At 57.8% G+C, this 21,306-nt stretch carries 23 protein-coding genes; 3 read left to right on the forward strand and 20 right to left on the reverse strand.

The annotated features are described in order from the left end of the window. Nucleotides 1–92 precede the first annotated feature (92 nt). Entirely contained in the window at nt 93–635 is a 543-nt protein-coding gene (locus GQF00_RS03870) for a DUF1285 domain-containing protein (RefSeq protein WP_161317813.1), read from the reverse strand. Beyond that, a complete protein-coding gene (locus GQF00_RS03875) occupies nt 632–1,267 on the reverse strand; it encodes a TetR/AcrR family transcriptional regulator (protein WP_161317814.1) in 636 nt (211 codons plus the stop codon). The genes GQF00_RS03870 and GQF00_RS03875 overlap by 4 nt, the downstream gene beginning before the upstream one ends. A 241-nt stretch (nt 1,268–1,508) precedes the next feature. On the opposite strand from GQF00_RS03875, the gene GQF00_RS03880 reads away from it, so the two are divergent. Both GQF00_RS03880 and GQF00_RS03885 read left to right on the forward strand, forming a co-directional pair. Next, nucleotides 1,509–2,627: an aminotransferase class V-fold PLP-dependent enzyme gene (locus tag GQF00_RS03880; RefSeq protein ID WP_161317815.1), complete on the forward strand. Its 1,119-nt coding sequence runs from the start codon at nt 1,509–1,511 to the stop codon at nt 2,625–2,627. Between the two features lie 41 nt (nt 2,628–2,668). Beyond that, entirely contained in the window at nt 2,669–3,517 is an 849-nt protein-coding gene (locus tag GQF00_RS03885; RefSeq protein WP_161317816.1) for a hypothetical protein, read from the forward strand. On the opposite strand, the gene GQF00_RS03890 is transcribed toward GQF00_RS03885, so the two are convergent. The 15 genes from GQF00_RS03890 to GQF00_RS03960 form a co-directional block, all read right to left on the reverse strand. Continuing rightward, nucleotides 3,476–5,125 carry a trypsin-like serine protease gene (locus tag GQF00_RS03890; RefSeq protein WP_161317817.1) on the reverse strand — a complete coding sequence of 550 codons (1,650 nt, stop codon included), beginning with the start codon at nt 5,123–5,125 and terminating at the stop codon, nt 3,476–3,478. The genes GQF00_RS03885 and GQF00_RS03890 overlap by 42 nt on opposite strands. A 279-nt stretch (nt 5,126–5,404) precedes the next feature. Beyond that, entirely contained in the window at nt 5,405–6,718 is a 1,314-nt protein-coding gene (gene rmuC, locus GQF00_RS03895; protein WP_161317818.1) for a DNA recombination protein RmuC, read from the reverse strand. Then, on the reverse strand, nt 6,715–7,506 hold the full coding sequence (locus GQF00_RS03900; RefSeq protein ID WP_161317819.1) for a TatD family hydrolase: 792 nt from the start codon (nt 7,504–7,506) through the stop codon (nt 6,715–6,717). The genes rmuC and GQF00_RS03900 overlap by 4 nt, the downstream gene beginning before the upstream one ends. 156 nt (nt 7,507–7,662) lie before the next feature. Next, nucleotides 7,663–8,010, reverse strand: coding sequence for a PilZ domain-containing protein (locus GQF00_RS03905; protein WP_161317820.1), 348 nt, complete (start codon nt 8,008–8,010; stop codon nt 7,663–7,665). A 77-nt stretch (nt 8,011–8,087) separates the two neighbouring features. Beyond that, nucleotides 8,088–9,086 carry a DNA polymerase III subunit delta' gene (locus tag GQF00_RS03910; RefSeq protein ID WP_161317821.1) on the reverse strand — a complete coding sequence of 333 codons (999 nt, stop codon included), beginning with the start codon at nt 9,084–9,086 and terminating at the stop codon, nt 8,088–8,090. Next, on the reverse strand, nt 9,077–9,703 hold the full coding sequence (gene tmk, locus GQF00_RS03915; RefSeq protein ID WP_161317822.1) for a dTMP kinase: 627 nt from the start codon (nt 9,701–9,703) through the stop codon (nt 9,077–9,079). The genes GQF00_RS03910 and tmk overlap by 10 nt, the downstream gene beginning before the upstream one ends. Next, nucleotides 9,700–10,758, reverse strand: a complete 1,059-nt coding sequence (gene mltG / locus GQF00_RS03920; protein ID WP_161317823.1) for an endolytic transglycosylase MltG — start codon at nt 10,756–10,758, stop codon at nt 9,700–9,702. Before mltG ends, tmk begins: the two co-directional genes overlap by 4 nt. A gap of 68 nt (nt 10,759–10,826) precedes the next feature. Continuing rightward, the gene (gene pabC, locus GQF00_RS03925) at nt 10,827–11,642 is read right to left on the reverse strand and encodes an aminodeoxychorismate lyase (RefSeq protein WP_237440364.1); all 816 of its coding nucleotides are present in this window, start codon (nt 11,640–11,642) and stop codon (nt 10,827–10,829) included. A gap of 21 nt (nt 11,643–11,663) precedes the next feature. Then, nucleotides 11,664–12,902 (reverse strand): beta-ketoacyl-ACP synthase II, encoded by a 1,239-nt coding sequence (gene fabF / locus GQF00_RS03930; RefSeq protein WP_161317824.1) that lies wholly within the window; start codon nt 12,900–12,902, stop codon nt 11,664–11,666. A gap of 204 nt (nt 12,903–13,106) precedes the next feature. Continuing rightward, nucleotides 13,107–13,340 (reverse strand): acyl carrier protein, encoded by a 234-nt coding sequence (acpP, locus tag GQF00_RS03935; protein ID WP_035233967.1) that lies wholly within the window; start codon nt 13,338–13,340, stop codon nt 13,107–13,109. 187 nt (nt 13,341–13,527) lie between these two features. Further along, entirely contained in the window at nt 13,528–14,259 is a 732-nt protein-coding gene (gene fabG / locus GQF00_RS03940) for a 3-oxoacyl-ACP reductase FabG (RefSeq protein WP_161317825.1), read from the reverse strand. 24 nt (nt 14,260–14,283) lie between these two features. Further along, nucleotides 14,284–15,210, reverse strand: a complete 927-nt coding sequence (gene fabD, locus GQF00_RS03945) for an ACP S-malonyltransferase (RefSeq protein ID WP_161317826.1) — start codon at nt 15,208–15,210, stop codon at nt 14,284–14,286. Between the two features lie 82 nt (nt 15,211–15,292). Further along, nucleotides 15,293–16,321, reverse strand: a complete 1,029-nt coding sequence (plsX, locus tag GQF00_RS03950) for a phosphate acyltransferase PlsX (protein WP_161317827.1) — start codon at nt 16,319–16,321, stop codon at nt 15,293–15,295. Nucleotides 16,322–16,495: 174 nt separating this feature from the next. Beyond that, on the reverse strand, nt 16,496–16,687 hold the full coding sequence (gene rpmF / locus GQF00_RS03955) for a 50S ribosomal protein L32 (protein ID WP_161317828.1): 192 nt from the start codon (nt 16,685–16,687) through the stop codon (nt 16,496–16,498). A 33-nt stretch (nt 16,688–16,720) separates the two neighbouring features. Further along, nucleotides 16,721–17,236: a DUF177 domain-containing protein gene (locus GQF00_RS03960; protein WP_161317829.1), complete on the reverse strand. Its 516-nt coding sequence runs from the start codon at nt 17,234–17,236 to the stop codon at nt 16,721–16,723. Nucleotides 17,237–17,457: 221 nt separating this feature from the next. On the opposite strand from GQF00_RS03960, the gene GQF00_RS03965 reads away from it, so the two are divergent. Further along, nucleotides 17,458–18,048: a nucleoside triphosphate pyrophosphatase gene (locus GQF00_RS03965; protein ID WP_161317830.1), complete on the forward strand. Its 591-nt coding sequence runs from the start codon at nt 17,458–17,460 to the stop codon at nt 18,046–18,048. 162 nt (nt 18,049–18,210) lie between these two features. On the opposite strand, the gene sppA is transcribed toward GQF00_RS03965, so the two are convergent. From sppA to GQF00_RS03980, 3 genes are read right to left on the reverse strand one after another with little or no spacing between them, the layout of a single operon-like run. Next, nucleotides 18,211–19,191 carry a signal peptide peptidase SppA gene (sppA, locus tag GQF00_RS03970; RefSeq protein ID WP_161317831.1) on the reverse strand — a complete coding sequence of 327 codons (981 nt, stop codon included), beginning with the start codon at nt 19,189–19,191 and terminating at the stop codon, nt 18,211–18,213. Further along, entirely contained in the window at nt 19,192–19,863 is a 672-nt protein-coding gene (locus GQF00_RS03975; RefSeq protein WP_161317832.1) for an HAD family hydrolase, read from the reverse strand. 4 nt (nt 19,864–19,867) lie between these two features. Continuing rightward, nucleotides 19,868–20,824, reverse strand: coding sequence for an RluA family pseudouridine synthase (locus tag GQF00_RS03980; RefSeq protein WP_161317833.1), 957 nt, complete (start codon nt 20,822–20,824; stop codon nt 19,868–19,870). Between the last annotated feature and the right edge of the window lie 482 nt (nt 20,825–21,306).

The following is a 21,306-nucleotide window of genomic DNA, read 5'->3' on the forward strand; positions in this document are numbered from 1 at the left end:
CAAGCAATGAGGCCGCGCCCAAACTCTGGGCGCGGCCTCATGCGATTCAAAACACGAAAACCCGTCTTGCGACGTTATTAACTATTCATTATTCATTCTTCCAGAGCCCCCAACTCAAACCGCTCCCCGCCACTCTCAACCACCAACCTGCCACCCTCTTCCCTACCCCAGTCGATCAGCTGGTAGAAAGCACTGCGGCCAATAAGGGCTTCAAGGTTCTTGCGTACAGTGATGTAGGGGGATGGTTCACCGGTTTCAGGATCAGTCACTACCCGGATGGGGTGCTCGGCAGAGGCGACAACGTGGCTACCCACATTGGTGGTGAAGACCAGTTTGCCATCCACCCGTTGCACCTCTCCCGCCACGAAAGGCGCATCATCCACCTGGATACGCAGCTTCTCCACCGGGGTAATGAGAAAGTAATCATCCCCTTCGAGCAGCAGGATGGTGGAGAACAAGGCCACCATTCGCTCGCGCTCAATGGCTGAGCCTTCGTAGTACCAGGTACCATCACGGGCAATGCGCATATCAATGTCCGCATGACGCTCCGGCTTCCACTGCTCCACCGGCGGCAAACCCTGCTCGTCCAGGCCTGCTTTGTCCAGCAGCGTGAGCAGGTCTTCCGTCTTGCTCATCGCGGGCCCCGCTGGCCCTTGTTACCCATGCGGATGCCTATCTCGATCAGGAAATCGAGGAAATCTTCCTTGTCCTCGATCAACCGCTTGTAAAACGGCGATTCCATCAGCGCTACCGCACCGTGGGCCAGCGCCCAGGCGGAACAGATATGGTAGATGGGTGGCACCTCTTCCAGGGAGCCTTCTGCCATCCGGGCTTCCACAATTTCGGTAAGACGGGCGAAATTGGCCTCGCGAATGCTATGCAGCTTTTCCACCAGCTCTGGCAAGGCATGATCCTTGATCACCTTGTTTTCCAGGCGATCAAACAGCTGGTAGCGCTTGGGGTCGGAAATGCGGAAGCGGAAGTATTCACGCACCAGCCTTTCCTTGTTGTCCGCATCCGAGATCTGCTTGAATACATCCGCCAGATCTTCCTCGTAGCGGATCATCAGGAGCAAATAGATCTCGTTCTTGGTCTCGAAGTGCTTGTAGATGGTGCCCTTACCAATCCCTACCCGGTCGGCAATCATCTCCACTGTTACCCGGTCTTCGCCTTCCTCAAGAAACAATTCCAGAGCGGCATCAAGAATCTGCCGTTCACGCTGACGAAATTCCTGCGCTTTTCGCGTGGCTTTTTCCAGGTCACCCATCCAATTCTCCTTGAGCACAACAGGGCTGCTAAGCGCCCCGAAACCATCCGGATTCAGGCTGATTGGTGCTGCCTGGCGTTTTCCGGTGTTTTGCAGGTGTGATTCTAACGTATTCCTTTTTTGTACGCATACGGCAGCAGCAGATTACCGGCAAACTGTTACCCTGTTAAACAGTCACTGAATAACGCCTTCAAGGCCGGTAGCATGACATCAACGTGTTACCTCCACAGGAGCCACCAGGATGTCGTTCCCAGCCGATCACCCGGACTTTCCCCAACAGGAAGACCTTGTCTACCTGAATCACGCCGCAGTGGCCCCCTGGCCAGAGCGCACCCGCCAGGCCGTTCATGCCTTTGCCGACGAGAATTGTCGGATTGGGGCACGCGATTACCCGCAATGGCTAAGGGTAGAGCAGCGCCTGCGCCAGCGGCTGGCCTGGCTGATCGGAGGCGTGAACACCGATGAGGTTGCCCTTCTGAAGAACACCTCGGAGGGGCTGTCCGTCATCGCCCAGGGCCTGACGTGGCAAGCCGGGGACCAGATCGTGATCAGTGACCAGGAATTCCCGTCCAATCGTATCCCCTGGCAGGCACTGGCCCAACAGGGGGTCGAGGTTATCGAAGTCAGCCTGGATGCGGATGACCCCGAACAGGCGGTCATTGATGCACTGGGCGAGAAAACCCGGCTGGTTTCTCTGTCTGCCGTGCAATACGGTAGCGGCCTGCTGATGAACATGGCGCGAATCGGCCAGGCCTGCCGTGAACGCGACATTCTCTTCTGCGTTGATGCCATCCAGATTCTTGGTGCCCTGCCCTTCGATGCCCGCGAAGCCTGCGCCGACTTTGTCGTGGCCGACGGCCATAAATGGATGCTCGGACCGGAGGGGCTGGCGCTCTTTTATTGCCGGCAGGAGCTGCAATCGCACCTCATTCTGCGCCAGCATGGCTGGCACATGATTGCCAGGGCCGGCGACTACACGCAGAACCAGTGGCAAATCGCTGACAACGCCAAACGGTTCGAATGCGGTAGCCCGAACATGCTGGGTATACACGCGCTGGATGCATCGCTGTCCCTGTTACAGGAAACCGGCATGCAGGCTGTACAAAGCGAGCTGCAGGCACGGGTTCAGTATCTGATCGACGGACTGAAGCAGAAAGGCGCCACCCTTCTCAGCCCCACCAGCACAGAACGCCGGGCAGGTATCGTGACATTTTCAATGCCCCATGAATCACCCGCCGAGACCTTCCAGCGACTCAAGCAGCAAGGGGTAGTCTGTGCAGAACGGGGCGGAGGCATTCGCTTTTCTCCGCACTTTTACACGGCATTTTCTGTCATCGACCGGGCGCTGGGGCTGTTGTAAGCTGCCTGCAATGTGGAACAAACCATGAACAGCGAGCAACAATGAGCAAACAGCGGGCGGTGTATGAATGGTGCTGTCGACAGCTTCAACGTGATGAAAGCCACAGCGGCCAGCCCAGTGCTGACCTGGACAGCCTGCGTACCGTAATCCGGTCCTGTGATGTACTTCTGGTCGCCGGCCACAGCAGCATTGATCGCACCTTCAAGGTGATCGGCGACAGCCGTTATGCTCGCGCCGTACTTTATGTGGGGCGTTTGCACGACGTGGCTGACCCTGCCCTGCGTGCCCTGCTTGCCGATTACACCCCCTGCGAACCGGACACCCAGCTGGTTATTGATGCCAATCTTGAGCGCGGCCTGATCGTGGAACCGCTGTCCGCACTTGAGGGTCGCCAGCTTCGCGTGTGCCGTGCCCAGGGTCTGAGTGACAACGAAGCACAAGACGTGCTGCGTTATGCCATCAGCCGGATCGGTGCCGGAGGTGGCCGCTCCTGGGGCGCGCTCAGTCTGATGGCACTGATTCCCTGGCGCTGGATGCCGCTGCGCTGGCGCAGCGGACTGTTTCGCCGTTGGGCTGGCGACTTGATCAAGGCACTGAGTGGCACCGTAATTTCCGATGCCTTCAGCTTTGTGCAATTTCCGGTATTACCCCTGGTGAAGGAAGATGGCGCAGGGGCTCGACTACTGCGCCTGCAGCCCCGCGCAGTCACTGCGGCGGACTTCGATCATTCACCCTACTTTGAAATCATCAAGGCGCCTTTCCAGCTGGCGGCCATCCCCAAGGGAATGGATGCCGTGCCCTGGAAAGGCAACCAGGGCGCGCTGGCACCAGAGCGTCAGCGCCACCTGTCACTGGTTGAGACCCCGGCGAACGGCGCCCCCAACCACTAGCAGCAACACCAGGCCTGACAGCGCACCGCCTCCACCACTGCCTGACCCCGCCCCGGCGTCGGTGGCACTACTGTTACTGACCACACTCCTGGCAAGCGCCGGGTAGCTGGCCGCCTGGTTGTCCCCACTGGGGAAATCGCCGTTATCGGTCCAGACCTTGATGGACACCAGGCCATTCCCCTGGCCTTTCATAATCAGTTGCTGCACAACGACTGCGCCTGGTGCCAGATCACCCAGCCCACACTGCACCAACGTCTCCCCGAAACAGCTCTCTGGCACCTGTGCCTGCCAGCCATTCGGCATCTGGAAGCCCAACCGAACGCGAGATGCCGCTCGATGAGTCGCCGCATTCTCTACACGGGCTGTCATCACTACCCGACCATCCGCCCGGCGTTGACTGGACACATTCAGCACCACATCGGGTTGATCACTGAACACCAGTTTGAAACTTTCGGACGCCACGCTGAAATAGTCATGACCATCACTATAAGGCAACACACTGACATTACCTGCCCATTGCTGGCCATCGTTTCTGAAACGCAGGGCAATCGAACCCAGATCATCTCCCACATAAAGATTTCTGCCTGCTGTGCAACGGGTCTGTTCAGCCCCCATCGCCACACAGCTCCAGCCCGGCACGGAAACCGCCAGACCCGCAGCGTGACGCACGGTGACCCCCACATTGGTGGCCTTGTTGATAATGCTGCGATTCACCAAACCCGCGCTCAGGCTCAGTGTGGTCCCTGGCGCTTGATAATGCTTCTCCGGCAAACCAACCGTCTCCAGATCTACCAACAGGCCGGACGTGGCGCTCTCCAACCAGTCAAGGTAGCTATCAATACGGGTATACACCGCCGGCACACCGCGGGTGGCGCAGGTTTCATGGCCGTAACTGGTAACCCCCACAAGCCACTGCTGGCCGTCTTGGTTGTAGATCAGTGGGCCGCCACTATCACCACGGCAGGTATCCTGAGGCTGCGGCGCAGGGTCCATTTCTCCAGCACAGATCTGCCCTTTCCAAAGCTGGCTCCACTGGCTGGCACAATAGCTGTCAGAAACATAATCCAGCTGGACTTGCTGCAGGGTATCGGACAGTGTGCCGTTGCTATTGCTGGTATAGCCCCAGCCCAGTGCCAGCAGCGACTCCTTCGGACTGGCAGCAACCGACTTGATCACTTCGGTCTTGGCCAGATCCAGAGTCTGCAATTTGCTGACCGACCCCAGACGCAGCAAGGCAATATCGTTGTGGTAGTTATCGGAACGGTAGTCGGGATGCACCAGTACAGCGCTGACGGCATGTTGCTCCAGAGCACGACCAAGACGATGGGTTCCGCCCAAAGAGACGAAGAGAATATTCGGTGCAAGTTTGACACCTTCACCCACGACACAATGTGCCGCCGTCACGACCCACTGGGGTGCAATCAGGGTGCCACCACACAATGTGGAAGAATTGACCGGGTCTCCGGATCGGCTGATTTCCACCTCGGCCATCCACGGCCTGATCGTTGTTACATCCTGTCCCCCGATGATGCGGGGCTGGGCGTCTATTGCCGATGCCGTCTGAACCAGCCCCGCACAAAGACACAGAACCACCATCAAACGATACATAGTTAATACCCATAGCTAGACACTCGTTACAAATGGATACTAACCAAGGGCTAAGGGGTTTACATGTGACGGAGTTCTGATATTACGACGATAGTACGAGCGCTCTAGATGGCACTCTTTTGCGACTGACAAGTCAGGTCACTTTGTTGGATTTTCGGTGCAAGATGTGGACATTTGGCGGCATATTTAAAATATTTTTATTGCTATTTCATTTATTAAAACTATTTTTATATAAAGTAAACATTTTACATTTCGGCACGACATTGTTCGACAGACCCGTCAGTCAGGTGAATCTTCTTCATCAGATCGTGGCAACGCCCGGCGCGCCTTGGCACCGAGATCAATCAGCTGATTGGCCTGACGCAACAGGTTGCCCCTGCCCTGGGTAAGGCGATTGTGGGTGGTTTCCCAGGCGCTGTGCGCCTTTTCGAGCTTGTCGCCCAGATCCCCCAGCGACTCATCGATCAAGGACACCTGATCGCAGATCTTGCCAGCACGATCTGCGATATCCAGCGCATTACGGTTCTGGTATTCATAGCGCCAGATGTTCTGGATCGTGCGCAACGTCACCAACAAGGTTGTTGGGCTGACCAACACGATATTGCGCGCAAACGCATCCGTGTAGAGACTCGAATCCTGCTCCATGGCCACCATAAAGGCGCCTTCGATGGGGATGAACAACAACACGAAGTCCAGACTCTGAATGCCCTCCAGACCACTGTAGTCCTTGATATCCAGGCCCTTGATGTGACTGCGCAGGGAAGCAAGATGCTCGCGCAAGGCCTGTTCCCGCTCTTCCTGTGTCGTGGCTGAGGACAATCGCTCATAGGCCAACAGGGACACTTTGGCGTCCACTACCACGTCCTTGTTTTCCGGCAAACGCACGATGGCATCCGGCAACCGCCGCTGGCCACTTTCATCCTTGAACGCTATCTGGGTTTCGTATTCACGTCCTCGGGTCAGGCCGGACGATTCCAGCACCCGCTCAAGTATCATTTCGCCCCAGTTGCCCTGGGTCTTCACTTGCCCCTTGAGCGCGTCGGTCAGATTCCTGGCGTCCTCATGCATTTGCTGGTTAAGCCCCTTGAGCTGGCTCAACTGCTCCATCAGCGTGGCCTGGGTGCGGGTCTCGTCACTGTGGATCTGATCCACCCGGCGGCGGAAATCGGTTAGCTGCTCTCGGAACGGTTTCAGCACACCATCCAGCCCCTGATGTTGCTGTTCCTGAAGTTGCTTGCTGCGTTGCTCGAAAATTTTCGCGGACAGATTCTCGAATTCCTGTTTGAGCAGCTCGCGACTTTTCTCAGCGAAAGCCAGTTTCTCTTCCTGGCCGGCCAGGCGTTCCTCCAGACGGGCTTTCTCTGCCGCCAGGTGTTGAGCTCGCTGCTCGGCTTCTCGTTGCTGCCGGCTGGCGTTACCCAGTTGCTCCTTGAGCAGCGGCAACTGCGCCAGGGGTTCTCGCAGCGCGTGTTTTTCCTCCTGCCACTGCAGAGCCAGACTCCCCTGCCTGCGACGCTCCAGCAGCCAGACCAGAATCGCAGCCAGTACCGCACCGGCCAGCGCCGCGAGAGCAAGCATCAGGGTTTGATTCATCGTTGTGCCTTGTTAAACAGGGTAAAGAAATTATCCGCGGTGATGTCGGCCAGGGTCTCCACACTCACGCCTTTCAACTCTGCCACGCACTCTGCCACCTTGGCTACAAACCGCGGCTCGTTGGGCTTGCCACGAAATGGCACCGGCGCCAGCCAGGGGGAGTCGGTTTCAATCAGCAGTTTTTCGATGGGCAACGCCTTGACGGTTTCACGCAGGGACTCCGCGTTGCGAAAGGTGACAATACCGGAAATTGAAATATAGAACCCCAACTCGATGGCCTGCTGCGCCATGTCCAGATCTTCCGTAAAGCAGTGGAGCACACCCGTCACTTCGCCACCGCCATGCTCGCGGAGCAGGTTCAGGGTGTCTTCCTTGGCACCGCGAGTATGCACCACCAGCGGAAGGCCCGTTTCCCGCGCCGCCTGAATGTGAGCGATAAAATAACGCTTCTGCCAGTCCCGCTCTTCCTTGGCATAGAAGTAATCCAGGCCGGTCTCGCCGATGGCGACCACCTTGGGATGACTGGCACGCTCCAGCAACTCAGAGACTGAAGGCTCACGGGATTCCTTGTAAAGCGGATGCACACCGACGCTGGCGAATACCTGCGGGTAGCGCTCAGCCAGTGCCTGAACATCCGCAAAGCTTTCCAGGTCCACACCGATGCACAACATATGGCTGACCCCAGCTTCTGCTGTGGCCTCCATCATGGCCGAAAAATCTCCGCCATGGGCATCCAGGTTGAGGCGATCAAGGTGACAGTGGGAATCCACAAAAGTGGCAACCGACATGAAGGACTCCGTATAAGCCGCACCACGCAGCACGCAAAACACAAAAAAACATCAAGAATTTAAACGTCAGAGGCCGCGCTCATGCGCGGCCTCCGGGGATAATACAATAACAGAAACATAGCCTGCGTTGTTACGACACGCGAGGTGCGTGAAGCATCACATCGTATGCGTTGGTCGATCCGATTCCAGTGAACCGGCCAAGTGGTTCTCAATGGTGACGCGGGCGGTGTCATCCTGATCCGAGAACTGTACACCAATACCCGCGCTGCGATTGCCCTGGGCGCCTTTCGGGGTGATCCAGACTACCTTGCCGGCCACCGGGATCTTGTCCGCCTCGTCCATGATGTTGAGCAACAGGAAGATCTCTTCACCCAGCTTGTATTGCTTTTCGGTGGGAATAAACAGGCCACCATTGGTGATAAAGGGCATATACGCCGAATACAGTACGGCCTTGTCCTTGATGGACAGTGAAAGAATCCCGCTTCGTCCGCCGGGCATCTTCATAGGGGTTGCCTCGTGGTCGTTGTGGCTGCCATGACAGGGCAAACCGGTACGACTTTATTATTAAAGTTGTCTAAAGGTTAGTGGCCTGCCGGCGCAGCGTCAACGCCTACCAGTACCAGCAACCACTGCTCGTAGAGCAGTTCCTTGTTGGGGTTGGCCCCGGACAGTAATGCGCGGCGCCCTTCCAGCACCCGCTGGGCCGCACGCAACAGTCGCGCAGCCGGAACTGCAGCGGCCAGCCGCTTCAACAAGGGAGCGAGCTGAGGATCCGCACTCTCAACACCGGATACGGACTGTTTCAGGCTCCGCCCCAGCCAGCCGTAAATCACGGTGGCCATTTCGATCGGGTCATGTTTGGCCAGCACCGATGAGGCCTGTGCCGAGGATTGACGCCCTTCCGCCACAGACACCAATGTCTCCAGCAAGCGGGAACGATCCGCAAACCAGTCCGCCTGTTCCAGCACCAGGGCCTGCAACGGCGCCCCCTGGGCCGCATCCAGCAGGGACTCGGGATCACCGGTCTGGCCTTGCAGCCATTCCAGCGCCTGCTCACGGGCAGGCAACGGCAAGGTGCGCTGCTGACAACGGCTGCGGATGGTGGGTAACAGTAGCGTTGGCTGGTGACTGACCAGCAGCAACAACGTTTTGCTCCCCGGCTCTTCCAGGGTTTTCAGTAGTGCATTCTGGGCGTTACGGTTGAGCGCTTCGGCCGGCGCAACGATGGCGATGCGGTAGCCATCGTACTGGGCCGTGCGAGTGGCAAAGCTGACCAACTGGCGTACCTGATCGATCTTGATCGCCTTGCTGCCATCTTCCGGACTGAGCCGATGATAATCCGGGTGGGTACCGGCAGCGCTGAGCTGGCAGCCCTGGCACTTGCCACAGGGGAAATCGCTACCGCTATTACAAAGCAGAGTCTGGGCCAGGGATTCGGCCAGACGCAGTTTTCCAATACCCCGTGGACCGCTAAGCAGCAGCGCATGGGGCAGCCTTTCCTGACGATGCTGATCCAGCAGCCGTGCCATTTCATCCTGATGCCAGGGAAGTGGCACCTGCACCCGGGCAGTTACGGCCATGTCAGCATCTCCGTGATCAGTGGCTCAAGCTGGGCGCGCACCTGCTCCAGTGGCTGCCCGGCATCCAGAACCCGAAAACGCCCTGGCTGCTGATCTGCCCGCTGAAGATAGCACTCACGGATACGATCGAAGAAGGCGCGGTCTTCCTGCTCGATACGGTCCAGTGCGGCACGCTTGCCCGCCCGGGCCATGCCCACATCCACTGGCACATCAAACAGGATGGTCATATCCGGCTGGCTTGTGGCCACCACCAGTTCTTCCAGCGCCCCGATGGCGTCCTGATCCAGCCCACGTCCAGCGCCCTGATAGGCCCAGGTGGCATCTACGAAACGATCACACAGCACCCATTCGCCACGCGCCAGAGCCGGACGAATCTTTTCTGCCAGATGCTGGGCACGGGCGGCAAACACCAGTAGCAGCTCGGTATTGTCGGCCATCTCTTCGTCACTGGGGGCCAGCAGGACTTCACGAATGGATTCCGCCAACGGGGTGCCACCCGGTTCACGGGTCAGCAGCACCGTTTTACCGGCAGCGCGCAATTGCTCAGCCAGCCATTCCATATTGCTGCTCTTGCCAGCGCCCTCGCCCCCCTCAAGGGTTATGAAGCGTCCACTCATTGTGACGCTCCCGGCGAAGACCGATATCCGTTACGACGCCGCAGTTGGTAGTCGCGGACCGCTTTCTGATGCTGGGCCAGGGTTTTGGAGAAGTAATGGCTGCCATCGCCACGCGCCACAAAGTACAGGGACTCCGTGGCTTGAGGGTTCACGGCGGCCAGAATTGCGTCCTTGCCGGGCATGGCAATCGGCGTGGGGGGCAACCCGAAAATGGTGTAAGTGTTGTAGGGGGTAGGCCTACGCAGATCAGAACGACGAATGTTGCCCTGGTAACGCTCGCCCATGCCATAGATTACCGTGGGGTCGGTCTGCAGGCGCATGCCTTTGCGCAGCCGGTTTACAAACACCCCGGCAATTTCGCCACGCTCTTCGGGCACACCGGTTTCCTTCTCCACGATGGAGGCCATGATCAGCGCTTCATAGGGATCATCGTAAGGCAGGTCATCGGCCCGCTGGGCCCAGGCATCATCGAGAACCTGCTGCTGGCGCGCCATGGCACGCTGCAATAACGTCAGATCCGTGGTGCCGCGAGTATAGAAATAGGTTTCCGGAGCAAACCAGCCCTCAGGATGACGCTCCGGATAGCCCAGCTTTTCCATGATCTGCTGATCACTCAGGCCATCCAGCGTGTGAATGAGCGATTCCTGTGCGGCCAGGCGCGTTCGCAGCTCCCGGAAATTCCAGCCTTCCACCAGGGTAACGCTGCGCTGCAACACCTCACCGCGATCCATTTTTTCCAGCAACGTCAGCAGGGAGTCGCCTTCAGCCAGCTGGTACTCGCCCACATGCAGGCGACCATCCATGCCGGTAAAACCGCTGTAGAGACGCGCACCCAGACGCCGCAGGGTGGCGTTGTGCCCTTCTCCCAGCAAGCCATCGCGCTGCAGGTTGTAAAGTACCTGGCTTAGCCCGGCGCCTTGTTCTACCACCACAATCTGAGGCTCGATCACGCCCAGGGGACGGTGCAGATAACTGCTAACCCAGGCACCCGCCAAGGGGATTGCTGCTACCAGTAGAAGCACCAGCAGTCCAAAGATTCGAATTTTTTTTCGCATAGAAGAATTGTAGGGCCTGTTAACAGGAAAGCTAGCGGGAATGATTTCGGGAGGTACGCTCTGGGCGATCAGGCGCCAAACAAGGCATCCACCCGACTTTGCAGGTTACGCACCGAAGTCGGCACACTCCACTGCCACTGCGCCAGTTTACGCACCGGGAGCACGCCGACAACACTGTTGGTGAGAAACACGGCCTGCGCGTGGCGAAGCTGTGACAGCGGCCTCAGATCGCATTGTACCGGCTCTGCACGGGTATTCAGGTGATCCAGCAACCAGTCACGCATGACACCCGCCACGCCAGTGTTGGCCGCGACCAGGTCCGGGGTCCACCACCCATCTTCAAACCGGGCAAACAGGTTCATGGCTGTTGCCTCCAGTGGCTGACGACGAGCCGACAGCAGCAAGCCTTCCTGCCAGCCCTGTCGGGCCACCTCGGCGCGGGCCTGCACCTGGGCCAGACGGTTGAGATGTTTGTGGCCGGCAAAAGGATCGACCTGCAACGGCCGGGAACAGAGCCCCATCACGATGCCCTCGCGTCGATCGCGGTCATTCCAGACCGGCAGCTTGCCGGTTTGCCAGAGCAAGGAGGGTGTTGGATCCGCCGGCGGCAGGTAGCCCCTGCCCCCCACGCCCCGGGTAACCATAAGCTTGATGAGGCCCTCACCGGCCAGAGACGCCCGCGCCTTTTCAACAGCCAGCTCCAGTCGTGCCGTGGAGGGAACGGGAATACCCAGCGCCTGGGCACCTCGTCCCAGCCGCAGGAGATGCCATGCCAGTAGCGGGATGCTCCCATCCGCCGCCACCCGCATGGTTTCAAACAACCCGTCACCGTAGGCAAGGCCCCGATCACTACTATCAAGCATGGCCGGTTGCCGCTGACTCATGGCTGCTCCATGGGCAATGACTCAAACCTTCTTGAACAGCAGCGAACCGTTGGTGCCACCAAAGCCGAAGGAATTGGACAGCGCATAGTCGATATTGCGCTCCTGGGCCACGTTCGCCACCAGGTTCAGATCGCAGCCCTCGTCCGGGTTATCCAGGTTGATGGTCGGCGGTGCAATGGAGTCACGCATGGCCAGAATGGAGAAAATCGCTTCCACCGCCCCTGCTGCACCGAGCAGGTGACCAATCATGGACTTGGTAGAGCTCATGCACAGCACGTTGGCGTGCTCGCCGAAAAGGGTTTTCACCGCCGCCACTTCGGCCAGATCCCCCATCTGTGTGGAGGTACCGTGGGCATTGATGTAATCCACTTTCTCCGGCGCCACACCGGCATTCTGCAGGGCGTTGCGCATGGCGCGCATGGCGCCGTCACCGCCCTCAGCCGGGGCGGTAATATGATAGGCATCATCGCTCATGCCATAACCCGCCACTTCGGCGTAAATGGTGGCGCCACGAGCCTTGGCGTGTTCATACTCTTCGAGTACTACAGCACCGGCGCCGTCGGCCAGTACAAAACCGTCACGGTCCTTGTCCCAAGGACGGCTGGCCGCCTCGGGGTCATCATTTCGGGTAGACAGCGCACGGGCGGCGGAGAACCCACCCAGACCCAGGGGCGTAGAACCTTTCTCGGCGCCACCAGCCACCATCACGTCGGCCTGGCCCAGCTGGATCTGCTGGGCGGCGAAACCAATGTTGTGGGTACCGGTGGTACAGGCGGTGACGGTGGCGAAGTTCGGGCCTTTCATGCCGTACATGATGGCCAGGTTGCCAGCAATCATGTTGATGATGGTACCCGGGACAAAGAACGGACTCAGCTTGCGCGGGCTGCCGTTCAGCATCTTGATGTGGTTCTCTTCGATATTAGTCAGACCACCAATACCAGAGCCGATGGCGGCACCAATGCGCTCGGCGTTTTCCTTTTCCATGTCCAGGCCGCTATCACGCACCGCCTGAATGGCTGCAATGAGTCCGTACTGAATAAAAATATCCATCTTGCGAGCGTCTTTCGGAGAAAGATACTCAGAGACATCAAAATCCGGCACAAGACCGGCAAAGCGGGTGGCAAAGGGCTCGGTATCAAAGTGTTCGATGTTGCGAATACCACTCTTGCCTGCCTTGATAGCTTCCCACGTGGAAGCCACATCAGCACCCAGCGGAGTCAGCATTCCCATCCCTGTGATTACAACACGCCGTAATGTCACCCGAATTCCTCCAGTACGCTCAAATGTGGAGCATTAAACTCTATTGAATGCGACAAGATTACTACAAAGCCGCAGAGATCACGCCGCGATTATGTAAGCGGCTGTTATGTTTACCCAGACAAGAGGCTACCTGAAAACCAGCCACAAAAAAGCCGCAAGTTCGTGGAACCTGCGGCCCTTTCATGTTGCTCAGCAGCTAAAGAATTAGCTGTGGGCTTTGATGTAGTCAACAGCGGACTGAACGGTGCTGATTTTCTCAGCTTCCTCGTCCGGGATCTCGGTCTCGAATTCCTCTTCGAGAGCCATCACCAGCTCAACGGTGTCCAGGGAGTCGGCACCCAGATCTTCAACGAAGGACGCTTCAGATTTTACGTCTTCCGGCTTAACACCCAGTTGTTCTACGATGATTTTTTGTACGCGCTCTTCGATGCTGCTCATGATCCTATAACTCTCCTGATTGATGGTGTGCTAGCACCTGTCAGCGGCTATTCTAGGTGAACGCCGTTTGCGCTTGCAAGCGAACTGACCCGGTGCGGTTCCTTCAAGTTTTTCCAAATATTTTTCTCAGTAAAAACAGTAGATTACACTGCCCCACAGAGAAACACTCTTCTGCCCACTTTTAACGCTAGCCGGTAAACATACCGCCATTCACGTGCAAAGTGGTACCGGTAACGTAGCCGCCACCGTCGCTGGCAAGCCAGGCAACTGCACTGGCAATCTCTTCCGGCTGCCCCAAACGGCCCAGCGGAATACCTGACAGCAGAGACTCTTTCTGGGCTTCCGGCAATGCATCCGTCATGTCGGTCTGGATGAAACCCGGTGCCACGGAGTTCACCGTGATGTTACGCGAGCCCACTTCGCGAGCCAGCGCACGGGTAAAGCCTTCCACCCCGCCCTTGGCAGCCGCATAGTTGGCTTGTCCCGCGTTACCCATGGTGCCTACCACAGAACTAATATTGATGATCCGCCCCCAACGTGCCTTGGTCATGCCTTTCAGGCAGCCCTTGCTGACACGATAAAGGGAATTGAGATTGGTGTTGATCACATCCTCCCACTCATCATCCTTCATCCGCAGCATGATGTTGTCACGGGTGATGCCGGCATTGTTCACCAGTACCAACGGCGCACCATGCTCCTCAGCAATGCTTTTCAGCGTTTCAGCAACGGATTCCTTGTCGGTCACATTCAGCACCTTGCCGGCACCGTTAGCGCCCAGGGCTTCACCGATGGCCGCAGCGCCCTGCTCGGTAGTCGCAGTCCCTACAACAAAGAAACCGTCTTCGATCAACTTGTTGGCAATGGCGCGGCCAATGCCTCGGCTGGCGCCGGTGACCAGCGCCACTTTCTTGTCTGACATCCTGTTTTCTCCTGGCAAATCCGTTTACAGGCCCAGCGCCTTCTCGAACGCATCGCTGCTTTCCAGCGGGCTGGCTGTTATCTCGCGATCAATACGCTTGATCAATCCGCTCAACACCTTGCCCGGGCCGCACTCATACACGTTAGCAACACCCTGCTCTTTCAGCGCCTGGATGGTTTCCACCCAGCGAACCGGAGAATACAACTGACGCACCAGCGCATCACGGATCTGTTCCGGAGCAGTTTCTGCCACCACATCCACATTGTTGATAACCGGGATTTCTGCAGCATGAAACTTGGTGGCATTGAGCGCTTCAGCCAGTTTTTCTGCAGCGGGCTTCATCAGCGCACAATGGGATGGCACGCTCACCGGCAGCGGCATGGCACGTTTGGCGCCCGCCTCTTTACAAGCCCCGATGGCGCGTTCTACCGCGTCGGCAGCACCAGCAATCACCACCTGACCCGGCGCATTAAAGTTGACTGCTTCAACCACAGAGCCCTCTGCCGCCTTGTCACAGGCCGCACGGACCTGATCATCATCCAGCCCCAGAACTGCGGCCATCTTGCCTTCGCCTTCAGCCACCGCCTGTTGCATCAGCTGACCGCGGGTACGCACCAGACGCACCGCATCACCCAGATTGATGACACCGGCGCAAGTCAGTGCGGTGTACTCGCCCAGGCTGTGACCGGCCAGAAAATGCGGACGCGGGCCACCACTCTGCTCCCACAAGCGCCACAGCGCCATCCCGGCGGTGAGCAGCAAGGGTTGGGTATTTTCGGTCTGGTTCATGCGTTCCTGAGGACCTTCCTGGCACATGGCCCAGAGATCCAGTTCCAGTGCGCCGGACGCTTCCTGGAAGGTCTGCTTGACCGCAGGGCGGTCAGCAAAATCCGCCAGCATTCCCAGTGACTGGGAACCCTGACCGGGAAAAATAAAGGCTGTCTTGGACATCTCTTATCCTCATTTCACGCGCCGCAGTATGCCCGGTTTACCGTGATCTGTCCGGGCAAGGCTGCAACAAAGTATTGCCAAATCAGGCGTTAACGTCTGCTGTCTCTTGCGGCGCCAGCGCATCACGGATCAGGGCCGGCACATTGCGCCGCGCCTCCAGCTCTGCCACTTCCAGCGCACTGATAAAGCCCTCGATACTGGTGCCGCCGTGACTCTTCACCACAACACCTTTCAGACCCACCAGGCTGGCGCCATTATAACGATCCGGATCCATACGCTTCTTGAGGCCAGCAAGCACCGGCAAGGCCAGCAGACCGCTGAGTTTACGCAGCCAGGACTGACCAATTTCCTCACGGATCATGTTGCCAATCATCTTGGCGACACCTTCCATGGTCTTCAGGGAAACGTTGCCAACGAAGCCGTCACAAACCACCACGTCTGCCTCTCCGGCGAAAATGCCGTTACCTTCCACGAAGCCCACGTAGTTCATGTCTTCGCTGGCTCGCAACAACGCCGCCGCTTCCTTGATCTGCTCGTTGCCCTTGATGTCTTCCTCACCAATATTGAGCAGCGCCACACTAGGCTGTTTCACACCATCCACTGCGCGCACCAATGCCTGGCCCATGAGCGCAAACTGGACCAGATGAGCCGGCTCGGAGTCTACATTTGCGCCCAGATCGAGCATGTGACAGTGGCCTGTGGCCGTAGGAATCGCCGTACAGATAGCCGGACGATCCACCCCCGGCAGCGTCTTCAGTACAAAGCGACTGACCGCCATCAGAGCACCGGTGTTACCGGCACTGACTGCCGCCTGGGCCTTGCCCTCCTTGACCTGATTGATGGCCACGCGCATGGAGGAATCTTTTTTCTGGCGTAACGCCACCGCCACAGGGTCATCCATGGCCACCACTTCGGCAGCAGGCTGAATGATGATGCGATCATGCCCCTGCAGGCCATGTTGTTTGATAGCCTCGGCCAGCGCTGCAGGCTGACCAACGAGAATGATATTCAGATGATCATGGCGGGAAAGCATCCGCGCTACGGCGGGCACCGTCACGGACAAACCGTGGTCGCCCCCCATGGCGTCAACCGCCAACGTCACAACCGACATGGGCTGCTTCCTATATATGCGATTATTAGATTTGAGGCCGACATTCTGACAAAAAACGCGCAGGGAAACAGGTTCCCTTGTATCCGCTTACAAAAAATCCTCCCGGAGGAGGATTCAAGTGGCCCATACAGACCAAAACAAAACGGGAGCCTTGGCTCCCGTTGTTTGAAGATTTTACTCTTCGTCGTCAGTCTCAGCCTGACGAATCACCTGACGGCCACGGTACATGCCATCCGGAGAAATGTGGTGACGACGGTGCACTTCACCAGTGTTGGTGTCCTCAGTCAGCGCAGCAGAAGTCAGCGCATCGTGGGAACGGCGCATGCCGCGCTTGGAACGGGTTTTACGGTTCTTTTGAACAGCCATTTCGAGCTCCTCGGGCGTTAAATCAGCCTGAATTTACTTGCCTTGACCCTTTAACTGGGCCAGCACGGCAAAAGGATTATCCGCGTTTTCGTGTTTCTCAGGTTCACCGCTGTCATGCGGTAAAGCTGTCGGGCAAGGGTCATGCAGTGCCACCAACGGCATGGCCAGCAAGAGCTCCTCTTCGAGCAGATCAGTGAGAACCATGGGGTCATCGCCAATCAGCCAGGGGTCCAGTCGCTCCGGCAGCGCCTTGGCCTGATCCTCATTCCACACCAGTGCCACATCGATCATGGCCTTGACGTCATAAGTCACCGGCTCCAGGCAGCGCTGACATGGCAGCACCAGTTTCGTGCTGACCTCGCCCTCAATACGCCGATGCCCCTCTTCGTCACGGCCGAACGCCAGCGATATCACTACCGGCTGGTCCAGACTGTCCTTGTAATCCTGCAGGCGAGGCAGGTCGCGGACAGTGAGCTGGCCTTCAACGACGCGACCCTGATCCGCGTATTTACGGGGGTCGAGGAACTGTGGCAGTTGCCCTGAAAACATAAGCGCGCAATTCTAGGGCTGAGAGGCCCATCTGTCAAAGTTAATGTAAGGCGCTAACCACTTGAACCGTAAAGATTTTTTCCAAAACGCGAAAAACTCTTTACCTTTACTGAGTGTTTTTTGCCCGGCGGCGGGCATTTTACCCTAAATCCGGGCCAACAAACCTTCTTCCGGCAATATAAAATCACTACACTCTGCCCGCTCACAGCGGAGATCGAACCATGACCCACACCCCTGCCCTGCTACTTGCCTCTTCATCCCCGTTTCGGCGGGAACTGCTGGGTAAACTGAAGCTGGATTTCAGCCACCAGAGTCCGGACATCGACGAAACCCGGCATGAGGGCGAATCCGCCACCGAGCTGGTCAGCCGGCTGGCCAGGGAAAAAGCCGCCGCCTTGGCTGACGCCCACCCTGATACCCTGATCATCGGTTCCGACCAGGTGGCGGTACTCGGTGACAAGGTGCTGGGCAAACCGGGCACTCGGGAAAACGCCATCGAACAGCTGAGCGCCGCCAGCGGACAGCGAGTCACCTTCCTGACAGGCCTGTGCCTGCTGAACACCTCCACCGGCCGCACCCAAACCGCCTGCGAACCCTTCAATGTGCAATTCCGCACTCTCAAGCCCGCCCAGATTGAACGCTACGTGGATCTGGAACAGCCGCTCAACTGCGCCGGCAGCTTCAAGTCTGAAGGCTTGGGGATTGTCCTTTTCAAGGCGCTGGAAGGTCGCGATCCGAACAGTCTGATCGGACTACCGCTGATCACTCTGACCGAGTTTCTGGCGGCGGAAGGCGTTCAGCTGCCGCTATAGCTACGAGCTACGAGCTACGAGCTACGAGCTACGAGCTACGAGCTACGAGCTTTCAGAATGATGATCCAAGCAGACTAAAGCGCAATCCTTAAAAGCAAAAAACCCGGCGCCGCCGGGTTTTTGCTTTTCCTTGTAGCTGGAAGCTCGTCGCTCACAGCTGCTTTACCGAATACTCGGCACCGCCGCGTCCAACCCGATCTGGCTGGCAATACCCGCGCCGATTGATACCCCGAACTTGCGCAGAAGCTCCTCCATGGGAGAACGGCTGGCGCTGTAATTCACCAGCTCATCCAGGCCCACCACATCACGCGCAACGTCGCCCGGGCTCTTCAGGCCATCGATCAACCCCATGGCCTCCGCTCGCTCGCCCGTCCAGAACAGGCCGGAGAAGATTTCCGGGTTCTCGGCTTCCTTGAGGCGATCTCCGCGACCGTTGCGTACCGCAGTGATGAACTGCTGATGAATCTCGTTGAGCATGGTTTCCATGTGCTTGCGATCCGAGGGGCGGATCGGTGAGAACGGATCCATGATGGCCTTGTTGTCGCCGGCCGTGAGCACACGGCGCTCCACTCCCAGCTTGTCCGCGGCCTCTTCCAGCCCGAAACCAGCCATGATGACACCGATAGAACCCACGATGCTGGCCGGATCGGCATAGATTTCATCCGCTGCAGAAGCGATATAGTAAGCACCGGACGCGCCCACATCGGTAATCGCCGCATACAGTTTCTTGTCCGGATATTCGGCGCGCAGTCGCTTGATCGAGTTGTAGACCTGATTGGACTGCACCGGTGAACCACCGGGACTGTTGATCTTGAGCAACACGGCCTTGCTGTTTTCGGCCTCAAACGCGCGGGTCAGCCCGGTGACGATAAGATCCGCACTGGCATCCTGATCCGGCGCAATCACCCCGTTCACCGTGACCACCGCCACATGGTCCTCCACAGAGGAAAGACCGGTGGAAGAACCACGCCCAGACAACATCATGCTAAGCAAGGCAAACAGATAGACAAACGTGAGGATCTTGAAAAATATACCCCAGCGTCGTGACTTGCGGTGTTCTTCCTGGGCCTGGCCCAGCAGCTTCTCAATGAGTTTCCACTCTTTCTCATCAGCGGGACGCTGCGAGGAACTCTGGTTTTCCATTTACTGGCTCTCCATGGACAATTCATCCGCTCCCAAAAGCGGCAGCAAGTCGTTCAATCTATCAATCACTGCCAAGGGTTCACAAGGCAGAAGCCGATCGACGGGGTGCGCACCATAGCTGACTGCCACCCGATCAACACCGGCATTACGCGCCATATCCAGGTCAAAGGTGGTGTCACCGACCACCACTGCACGCTCTGCAGGCACGGCCATTTCTTCCAGCAGTTCAAGCACCATGTGCGGCTCAGGTTTGGAGCGGCTCTCGTCAGCACAGCGTGAGGCATGAAAGTAGCGATCCAGACCGGTATTACCCCATACCCGCTGCAAACCCTTGCGACTTTTTCCGGTGGCCACCGCCAGCCTGAACCCCCGCTCGCGCAACGTAGTCAGTAACGATTCGGCCCCGGGGTACAAGGCGCTGGGGGTACTTTCTGCGGCGATAAAATGAAACGCATATCGCTCACGCATGCGTTCGATATCATGACCACCCAACACCGGATACAGCGTCGCAATGGCCTCCGGCAAACCCAGCCCAATGATGTCCCGCACCGTCTGATCTGGAAGTGAAGGCAACCCCAGGTCCGTTGCAGCCAGATGCATGCAGCTGACAATACGGCCAGTAGAGTCCATTACCGTGCCATCCCAGTCAAAAATCACCAGGTCATAGTTCATGGGGTCAGGCCTTCTTCTTGCGCAGTGCGGCCAGGATGACGTCAAAGTCCTCATCAAGAGGGGCAGTTACCGCGATTTTCTTGCCGGTGTCCGGATAAGGGAAGCTCAGGCTACGGGCATGAAGACACAGACGCCGGCGGCCAATCTGCTCAAGCAAGGCGGCCCCTTTGGCTGTACCGTATTTGTCATCGCCAAGCAGCGGAAAGCCGCCAAACTGGCTATGCACCCGAATCTGGTGAGTACGGCCGGTTTCCAGCAATGCTTCAACCAGCTGCGCCTCCTGCAGGCGCTCGATCATGCGGAAATGGGTAACCGAGGCTTTCCCCTCCCGGGAAACCCGCACCACCCGCTCATTCCCGTTCTGCATCTTCAGAAGCGGTGCATCCAGGGTGCGCTCATTGCCCTTGAACCCCTGACAGATGAGCCAGTAACGCTTCTCAACCTTGCCGCTCTGCATCAGCTTCTGCAGTTTGCGCAGAAAGGAACGGCGACGGGCGACCATGATCAGGCCACTGGTATCCCGGTCCAGGCGATGCACCAGCTCCAGCTCACGCTCCTGGGGGTAGATCACCCTCAGCGCCTCAATCAGCCCGAGACTGACCCCGCTACCGCCGTGCACTGCAAGACCAGCAGGCTTGTTGAAGATATAAAGGTTGTCATCCTCATACACACAGGCACGGGCAAGGCGCTCGGTAAGACCATCACTGACCTTGGGAGGCGCATCGGACTCACTGGTGCGAATGGGAGGAACCCTGACCACATCCCCGGCTGACAACCGGGTTGTCTGCTTGGCGCGCCCCTTGTTCACCCGTACCTCTCCGGATCGGATGATCCGGTAGATACGCGACTTGGGCACCCCTTTGAGATGGGTAAACAGGAAATTATCAAGGCGCTGACCCTGCCGCCCTTCGTCAATGGTGACGAAGCTGACACGGTCCGCCGCTGGGGCATCATTTGGCATGCGGCGATTCTATAGAAACCGGTGAAAAGTGAATAGCCAACAATCCATGACCTGATCTGCGCGGGGCTTGCCGGCCAAGCCATCCAAGAGCATAAATAGCATCAGACTTATGTTTTTTGGTTATCAGGCATCTTCAAACCACTGTTAACTGCCTTTATCTATCTGATTGATCACACAAGCCTTTTGTTGCTATAGTCAAGCGTCGACCTGAATTAAGGCAACGGCGACGCGCAGCGAACATTCGCCGTGTGGCCCGCTCCGGCACAGCCGAGAACGACATGGGCCCCGCCTCATCAAGGTCTGACAGATAGCGTTACCGCCTGCCCCTCTCCCCACAAGGGCAAGAGCCAGGCAACAACGCTGCAGCGCAATCCATTTAAACAGCGTCCATGTATGGACCCTGAACATTAACATTGGTGGCCTGCAGCGCCGGTCGAATGACCTGGAAAACAGACAGACAAGAGTTTACATATTGTTGTGCA

The sequence above is a fragment of the Alcanivorax sp. DP30 genome (assembly GCF_009882945.1).
In the GTDB taxonomy this organism is placed as follows: Bacteria; Pseudomonadota; Gammaproteobacteria; order Pseudomonadales; family Alcanivoracaceae; genus Alcanivorax.